This is a genomic window from Kitasatospora sp. NPDC036934 (assembly GCF_055608425.1).
Genome location: NZ_JBVJQR010000050.1, coordinates 23,518 through 30,989 on the forward strand (window position 1 = coordinate 23,518; position 7,472 = coordinate 30,989).

Below are 7,472 nucleotides of genomic sequence, written 5' to 3' on the forward strand. Positions count from 1 at the left end.
CGGGCCGGTGGTCATGTCCCGTCCAGCCAGTCGCGCACCCGGTCGAGCAGCCGGCCCGTGTCGACGGGCTTGGTGACGTGGTCGTCGGCGCCCGCCGCCAGGCTCTTGTCCTTGTCGCCGGGCATGGCCTTGGCGGTGACGGCGATGACCGGCAGGCGGGCGAAGCGTTCGTCGGCGCGGATGGCGGCGATCGCGGCGTAGCCGTCGAGGCCGGGCATCATCACGTCCATCAGGACGAGGTCGGTCTCGGGGTGGGCGCGCAGCAGGTCGAGCCCGGTCGCGCCGTCGGGCGCGTGCAGCACGGTCAGTCCGCTCTCCTCCAGGGCGGAGGCCAGCGCGAAGACGTTGCGCACGTCGTCGTCGACGATCAGGACGGTGCGCCCGGCCAGCCGGCGGTCCGCGGGGGCGGCGGCCCCGGGGCCGGGGGCGCCCGGTCGGCGCTCCGGTGCGCCGTCCAGACGTTCGGGTTCGGTGAGCGGCAGGTGGAACGAGAAGCGGCTGCCCTGCCCGGCGGTGGAGCTGACGGTGAGGGCTCCGCCGAGCAGCCGGGCGAGCTCCCGGCTGATCGACAGGCCGAGGCCGGTGCCGCCGTAGCGGCGGCCGGTGGTGCCGTCGGCCTGCTGGAAGGCGCCGAAGATGGTGTCCAGCTGGGCGGGGTCGATGCCGATGCCGGTGTCCTCGATGTGGAAGGCCACCGCGGCCTCCGCCCGGCCGAGTTCGGGCGGCAGCCGCGGCCCCTCGACGCGCTGGATCCGCAGCTCCACCCGGCCGCTGTCGGTGAACTTGACGGCGTTGGAGAGCAGGTTGCGCAGCACCTGGCGCAGCCTGGCCTGGTCGGTGACGAGTTCGTCCGGCACGGCCCGGTCGACGGTGACCTCGAAACCGAGGCCCTTCTGGTCGGCGAGCGGCCGGAACCCGGACTCGACGTACTCCAACAGCTCGCGCACGGCGAAGGGTTCGGGGGTCAGCTCCATCTTTCCCGCCTCGATCTTGGACAGGTCGAGGATGTCGTTGATCAGCTGGAGCAGGTCGGTGCCGGCCGAGTGGATGACGCCCGCGTACTCGACCTGTTTGGCGGTGAGGTTGCCGGCGGAGTTCTGGGCGAGCAGCTGAGCGAGGATCAGCAGGCTGTTCAGCGGGGTCCGCAGTTCGTGGCTCATGTTGGCCAGGAACTCCGACTTGTACATCGAGGTGAGGCTCAACTGCCGTGCCCGTTCCTCCAGTTCCTGGCGAGCCTGCTCGATCTCCAGGTTCTTCGCCTCGATGTCGCGGTTGCGCTGGGCGAGCAGCGCGGCCTGCTCCTCCAGTTCGGCGTTGGAGCGCCGCAGCTCCTCCTGCCCGGTCTGCAACTCCTCGGACCGGGCCCGGAGTTCGCCGGTGAGCCGCTGTGACTCGCCGAGCAGTTCGTCGGTGCGCGCATTGGCCAGCAGGTTGCCGATGTTGACGCCGCAGGCCTCGGCGAACTGCGCCAGGAAGTCCAGGTGGACCTCGGTGAAGGGGTGGACGGAGGCGAACTCCAGCACACCGAGCAACCATTCCTCCAGGGCGATGGGCAGCAGGACGAGCGAGCGGGCGTCGGCGGCGCCGGCCCCGGAGGCTATGACGGCGTAGCCGGGCGGCAGCTCGTCCACGGTGATGATCCGCCGGCTGCGCGCCGCCTGGCCCACCAGCGACTCGCCCAACTTCACCCGCTGATCGGCGAGTTCGCTGCGAGCCCGGCCGTAGGCGCTGATCCGGGCCAGTTCGGTGCCGCCCTCGGTCTCCTCCGCCAGGAAGAAGGCCCCGTACTGGGCACCGACCAACGGGGTCAGCTCGTCGGTGATCATCTCGGCGACGGCCGTGATGTCCCGGCGGCTCTGGACGGCGGCGGAGAAGCGGGCCAGGTTGGTCTTCAGCCAGTCCTGCTCCTGGTTGGCCTGGATGGTCTCGCGCAGGGACTCCACCATGTCGTTGATGTTGTCCTTGAGTTCGGCGACCTCGCCGGAGGCGTCCACGCTGATCGAGCGGGTGAGGTCGCCGGCCGCGACGGCGCTGGTGACCTCGGCGATCGCCCGGACCTGCCGGGTGAGGTTGCCGGCCAGCTCGTTGACGGTCTCGGTGAGCCGCTTCCACGTCCCGGAGACCCCTTCCACCTCGGCCTGACCGCCGAGCCGCCCCTCGGTGCCGACCTCCCGGGCCACCCTGGTCACCTCGGCGGCGAAGGAACTCAGTTGCTCCACCATGGTGTTGACGGTGGTCTTCAGCTCCAGGATCTCGCCGCGCGCGTCCACGTCGATCTTGCGGGTGAGGTCCCCCCCGGCGACGGCCGTGGTCACCTGGGCGATGTTGCGCACCTGGCTGGTCAGGTTGTGCGCCATGAAGTTGACGCTGTCGGTGAGGTCCTTCCACGTCCCGGCGACGTTCGGCAGCCGGGCCTGGCCGCCCAGGATGCCCTCGGTGCCGACCTCGCGGGCCACTCGCGTCACCTCGTCGGCGAACACCGACAGGGTGTCCACCATGGTGTTGATCGCGGCCGCGAGCGCCGCGACCTCGCCCTTGGCCTCCACCGTGATCTTCTTGGAGAGGTCCCCGCGCGCCACCGCGGTCGCCACCTCGGACATCGAACGGACCTGCCCGGTGAGGTTGGAGGCCATCACGTTGACGTTGTCGGTGAGGTCCTTCCAGGTGCCCGAGACGCCCCGCACGGTGGCCTGCCCCCCCAGGTTCCCGGCCGTGCCGACCTCGCCCGCCACCCTGGTCACCTCGTCGGCGAAGGCGGAGAGCTGGTCGACCATCGTGTTGAGGGTCTCCTTGAGGTCCAGGATCTCGCCGCGCGCGTCCACCCGGATCTTCTGGGTGAGGTCGCCCCCGGCGACAGCGGTGGCCACCCGCGCGATCGCCCGGACCTGGCCGGTCAGGTTGCCGGCCATCGCGTTGACGGAGTCGGTGAGGTCCTTCCACGTCCCGGTGGCGTCCGGTGCCTGGGCCTGCCCGCCGAGCCGGCCCTCGGTGCCGACCTCGCGGGCCACCCTGGTCAGTTCGGAGGTGACCCGGGCCAGCTGTTCGGACATCCCGTTGAAGACCGTGGCGATCTCCCCCAGCACACCCGGCCGGTCCGGGTCCAGCCGGGTGCGGAAGTCGCCGTCGCGAACCGCCGTGAGCCCGGCGAGCAGTTGCCTCAGCGACTGTTCGGCAAGCCCGTTCACAGGGTGCTCGTCCATCGGTCCACCGTCCGGATCGCACAGCCGGGTGCCGCCAGGGCACCACACCGGCCTGGGGCGGCGGGGCCACCGCCCTGCTCCCACTGTGCCACCGGAGGCCGGGGGCGTCAGCCGGTGCCGGCCCGCCCCGGATCGGCGCGCCCGGGATCAGGGGGGAGCGGCGAGCCCCCGGACCATCCGCAGCTCGGCGGCGGTCCGCGGCGGGTCGTCCGTGTCCACGGCGATCCCGGCGAAGGGCGCGGGCGGGCGCAGCCGCACGCACAGCACGGCGTGCCGGTGCCCGTGCAGCGCGACGAAGTCGCGTCCGTCCTTGTGCCGCCACACGCCCAGGCAGAGTGCGCCGGGGACGGCCAGCCCGGTGTCCCGCAGTCCGCGCAGCGCCCGCCAGCGGTCCGGCTGGACCTCCACCGCCGTGACGGCCTCCAGCGGCGCCCGGACCTCCCGGCGGCGGGCCACCAGGCGTTCCCACCACGCCAGCCGGACGACCAGGTCGCCACCGTCGACCAGCAAGCTGACCATCCTCCGCTCCCTTCCGCCCCCACGCTTCCGCTCCCGCACGCTGTCGGCCCGGTCAGCCGGGGACGGTGTCCCGCACCCGGAAGGCGTCGGTGGCGCCGGTGAGTTCGAGCATCCGCAGCACCAGTGGCCGGGGGCGGGCCAGTTCGATCCGGCTGTCGTCGGCCGCCGCCCGGGCCCGGGCGTGGAACAGCGCGTTGAGCCCGGTCGAGTCGCAGAACTCCAGCCCGGCGCAGTCGATCACGACGACGGTGGCGGGCTCGGCCAGGGCCGGTTCGAGGACGGCGTTCAGCTCGGCGACCGAGTCGAGGTCGAGTTCGCCGTACAGGGCGATCACGGTGCCCTCGGCCCACGGCGAGGCGTGCGCCAGGAGGACCCCGGGCTCACCGAGGCGCTCGGATACCGGGCCCCGGCCCTTCGGCTGCCGGCCCACCATGGCGCTCCTCCTTGTGGTCGTTCCCCCGACGCCGGTCTCCCCCGACGGCCCCCGCAGCGCGCCTGTCCACTGCCGAGCCCGGGAAACACCGGAGGCGATGTCGACCGTTTCCGGTAGGCCGGAGCGGTCAGCGGCCGGAAGCCGTTCGGTCCAGCGGGGACGGCACCTCCAGCCAGACCAGCTTGCCGCCGTCCTCGGGCACCGACCCCCAGGCCCGGGCCAGCCGGTCCACCACCCGCAGCCCGTGACCGCCCGGCCGGGCGGGGTCCGCGGCCAGCCGCAGCATCGGCGGCACCGGGCTGGCGTCCGCGACCTCCACCCGCAGCCGGGCGCCGTCCCAGTCCAGCCGCAGCTCCCGCGGGCCGCCCGGCGCGTGCAGACACGCGTTGGTGACCAGCTCCGACACCATCAGCAGGACGTCCTCCGTCACCGCCAGCTGCTCCTCGTCGTCGGCGGGCAGCCACCCCCAGGACCGCAGCGCCGCCTGGCTGAACTCCCGGCTGCGCTGCACCGCGCCCTCGCCGCCCGCGAACGCCAGCCGCCTGGCCCGTCCCGGGCCCGCCGCGGGGGTACCGTTCGGCGGGAACACCGCGTGGCCCCTCACTCCCGGCCGGGGGCGGGGGGCTCGGCGACGGCCCCCGGTGCGGGGCCGGGATCGGGGTCCGGGTCGGGGCCAGGGTCGGAGTCGGGGTCGCGGTCGGCCCGGATCCGCAGCACGGTGTCGGCACCGGTGACCTCGAACAGCCGGGCCACGATGGGGCGCGGCCGCACGACCTCCAGGGTCCGCCCGGCCGCCTCCGCCTCGATCCGGGCCCGCAGCAGGATGTTCAGCCCGGTGGAGTCGCAGAACCGCAGCTCGGCTAGGTCGACCACGATCCGGCGGACCCCGTCCCGCAGCGGCCGGGCCAGTACGGTGCGCAGCCCGTCCGCCGAGTCGTGGTCCAGCTCCCCGGCCACCGTGACGATCCGCTCCGACGCCCGGTCCTCGGCCGCCACGTGCAGGCCTGTGCTCCACTGCTCGCCCTCGCTGGGGACCTCGGTTGGCCCTGACATCGCGCGCTCCCGGTCCGGTCGGTACGGCAGGGCTGCCGTACCGACCATCATGCCGCGCGGCGGCCGGGACCGCCCGGACGGCCCTCGGAACCACCCGGACGGCCGCCCGCGGGAATCCCGCGCCGAGGTGTACGAGCCCCGCGGCCGGAGAGACGCTGGGGGCAGGACTTCCGTCCGAGAGGCTTCCGGAGGCGCAGGCCGAGGAAGCGGGAGGCGAGCCCCATGAGCGACCAGGACCCGACCCGCGGCCGGCCCGCGCCCGAGGACCGGTCGGTACCGCACGAGACCCCCGGCTGAGACCGCCGTGCCGCGACCCGCATCCCGCGCCCTGACCGCGCCCCGCCGACCGCGGGGGGCCGACCCATGGGCGTGAACGGCCCCGGACCGGTCCGACGCCCCCGGCCGCTCGGCAGCCGCCCGCCCCGGGTGGCCCTGCGCCGGGCCCGTCCGGCCGCGCCCCCTGAGCGCGTCCCGGCCGGGCTGCGCACCGCCGCCGGGTACATCTGGCGGCTGGGGCTGCTCGGGGTGGCCGCCTACCTGGCCGTCCAGGTGCTCGGCCAGCTGGAGGTGCCGGTGATCGCGCTGTTCGTGGCGCTGGTGATCACCTCGGTGCTGCGCCCGCTGGTCGACCTGCTCGCCCGGGCACTGCCCCGGTCGCTGGCCGTGCTGGTGGCCTTCGTGTGCGCTGCCGCGCTGGTCGGCGGGGTCCTGGCGCTGGTCGGCACGAACGTCGCCGACCAGTGGACCCAGATCGGCGACGAACTGCGCGGCGGCCTCGGCCGGATCGACCACTGGCTCACCCGCGCCCCCTTCCACCTGCGGCCCGGCACCGTCACGGACCTGCGGGCGAAGCTCGGCTCGTTCGTCTCGGCGCACCGCTCGGCGCTGCTGACCACGGCGCTCAGCGGGGCCGGCCGGGCCGTCGAGCTGGTCACCGGCCTGGCACTCTCGGTGTTCTGCTCGGTGTTCTTCCTGCACTCCGGCGAGCGGATGTGGGCCTGGGCGCAGCACCAGCTCCCGTCCCGGGCCCGCCCCGCCTGGAGCCGGGCCGGCCAGGCCGCCTGGCAGACCTTCGCGGGCTACACCCGCGGGGTGCTGATCGTGGCGGCGACCAACGCGGTGCTGGTCGGCATCGCGCTGGCCGTCCTACGGGTGCCGCTGGTGCTGCCGCTGATGGTGCTGGAGTTCGTGGCCGCGCTGGTGCCGCTGATCGGCTCCCCGATCGCCCTTGCGGTCGCCGCGCTGGTGGCGCTCGCGGCGCGCGGGCCGGTGGTGGCGCTGCTGGTGCTGGCCCTGATCGTGGTGATCGGCCAGATCGAGGGGCATCTGCTGCATCCGCTGGTGCTGGGCTGGTCGGTGCGCATCCACCCGGTGGCGGTGGCCCTGTCGGTGATCGGCGGCGCCGTACTGGCCGGAGTGCTGGGCGCGGTGGTCGCGGTGCCCGTGGTGTCGGTGGCCTGGGCGGTGCTCAACGCACTGCGGGACCACCGCGACGAACTGCGGGACCGCCGCGCGCGGGGGCACCCGGGATCCGGGGGCGATGCCCCGGCGGCGGGCGACCACCCGCGCCGCTCCCCGCGCGACCGCTGACGCCCGGAGCAGGGCCAGGCAGGGTCGAGAAGGCCACCGCCTAGTGTCCGAGTCCTTGATCCGTCGGATGTAGCCAGCGAGGGATTCGAGGACCTGGTCGGCGGTTTTCGTCCAGACGTAGGGGCGGGGGTTGTCGTTCCAGTCGGCGGCCCAGGCACGGATGTCGCGTTCGAGGGCTTGGACGGAGCGGTGGACGCCGCGGCGGAGCTTCTTGTTGGTCAGCTCGGCGAACCACCGCTCGACCAGGTTCAGCCAGGACGAGCCGGTCGGGGTGAAGTGCAGTTGAAAGCGGGGATGGGCGAGCAGCCACTGCTTGATCGTCTCGGTCTTGTGGGTGGCGTCGTTGTCCAGGATCAGGTGTACTTCCAGGCCGGCCTGGATCTCCCGGTCGAGCTTGGCGAGGAACCCCTTGAACTCGGCGGTGCGGTGCCGGCGGTGGAGCGAGCCGATGACCTTGCCGCTGGTCGCGTCCAGTGCGGCGAACAGAGTCGTGGTGCCCGCGCGCACGTAGTCGTGGCCGGCCCGTTCCGGGACGCCGGGCATCATCGGCAGCACCGGCTGCGAACGGTCCAGCGCCTGGATCTGAGAAGCCGTTGTCGTACCGCTCGTGGGACGTGTCGATCGAACGGGAGTCTCGTTCGGGTGATCGCCGGTCGGCGGACGCATAGAGGTAGGGC

Annotated in this window: 6 protein-coding genes and 1 pseudogene; 1 reads left to right on the forward strand and 6 read right to left on the reverse strand. The window is 73.6% G+C overall.

The genetic code is table 11. The annotated features are described in order from the left end of the window. Nucleotides 1–11: 11 nt before the first annotated feature. The 5 genes from ACZ7BZ_RS37160 to ACZ7BZ_RS37180 all read right to left on the reverse strand — a co-directional run bounded on the left by ACZ7BZ_RS37160 (nt 12) and on the right by ACZ7BZ_RS37180 (nt 5,205). Nucleotides 12–3,200 (reverse strand): HAMP domain-containing protein, encoded by a 3,189-nt coding sequence (locus ACZ7BZ_RS37160; RefSeq protein WP_470362230.1) that lies wholly within the window; start codon nt 3,198–3,200, stop codon nt 12–14. Nucleotides 3,201–3,347: 147 nt separating this feature from the next. Then, nucleotides 3,348–3,719, reverse strand: coding sequence for a hypothetical protein (locus ACZ7BZ_RS37165; protein WP_470362231.1), 372 nt, complete (start codon nt 3,717–3,719; stop codon nt 3,348–3,350). Between the two features lie 52 nt (nt 3,720–3,771). Continuing rightward, nucleotides 3,772–4,152: an STAS domain-containing protein gene (locus tag ACZ7BZ_RS37170; RefSeq protein ID WP_470362232.1), complete on the reverse strand. Its 381-nt coding sequence runs from the start codon at nt 4,150–4,152 to the stop codon at nt 3,772–3,774. A gap of 127 nt (nt 4,153–4,279) precedes the next feature. After that, a complete protein-coding gene (locus ACZ7BZ_RS37175) occupies nt 4,280–4,741 on the reverse strand; it encodes an ATP-binding protein (RefSeq protein WP_470362233.1) in 462 nt (153 codons plus the stop codon). Between the two features lie 11 nt (nt 4,742–4,752). Then, nucleotides 4,753–5,205, reverse strand: coding sequence for an STAS domain-containing protein (locus ACZ7BZ_RS37180; protein WP_470362234.1), 453 nt, complete (start codon nt 5,203–5,205; stop codon nt 4,753–4,755). Nucleotides 5,206–5,568: 363 nt separating this feature from the next. Between ACZ7BZ_RS37180 and ACZ7BZ_RS37185 the strand changes: the two genes are divergently transcribed. After that, complete coding sequence (locus tag ACZ7BZ_RS37185) at nt 5,569–6,795, forward strand: AI-2E family transporter (protein WP_470362235.1); 1,227 nt, start codon at nt 5,569–5,571, stop codon at nt 6,793–6,795. Between the two features lie 48 nt (nt 6,796–6,843). Here ACZ7BZ_RS37185 and ACZ7BZ_RS37190 read toward each other — a convergent pair. After that, nucleotides 6,844–7,383, reverse strand: a pseudogene (locus ACZ7BZ_RS37190) (IS630 family transposase); the annotation flags it as partial. Nucleotides 7,384–7,472: the final 89 nt, after the last annotated feature.

Coding starts and splice junctions, on each gene's coding strand:
- ACZ7BZ_RS37160 (WP_470362230.1), bottom strand. CDS start 3,200: ATGGACGAGCACCCTGTGAACGGGCTTGCCGAACAGTCGCTGAGGCAA.
- ACZ7BZ_RS37165 (WP_470362231.1), bottom strand. CDS start 3,719: ATGGTCAGCTTGCTGGTCGACGGTGGCGACCTGGTCGTCCGGCTGGCG.
- ACZ7BZ_RS37170 (WP_470362232.1), bottom strand. CDS start 4,152: ATGGTGGGCCGGCAGCCGAAGGGCCGGGGCCCGGTATCCGAGCGCCTC.
- ACZ7BZ_RS37180 (WP_470362234.1), bottom strand. CDS start 5,205: ATGTCAGGGCCAACCGAGGTCCCCAGCGAGGGCGAGCAGTGGAGCACA.
- ACZ7BZ_RS37185 (WP_470362235.1), top strand. CDS start 5,569: ATGGGCGTGAACGGCCCCGGACCGGTCCGACGCCCCCGGCCGCTCGGC.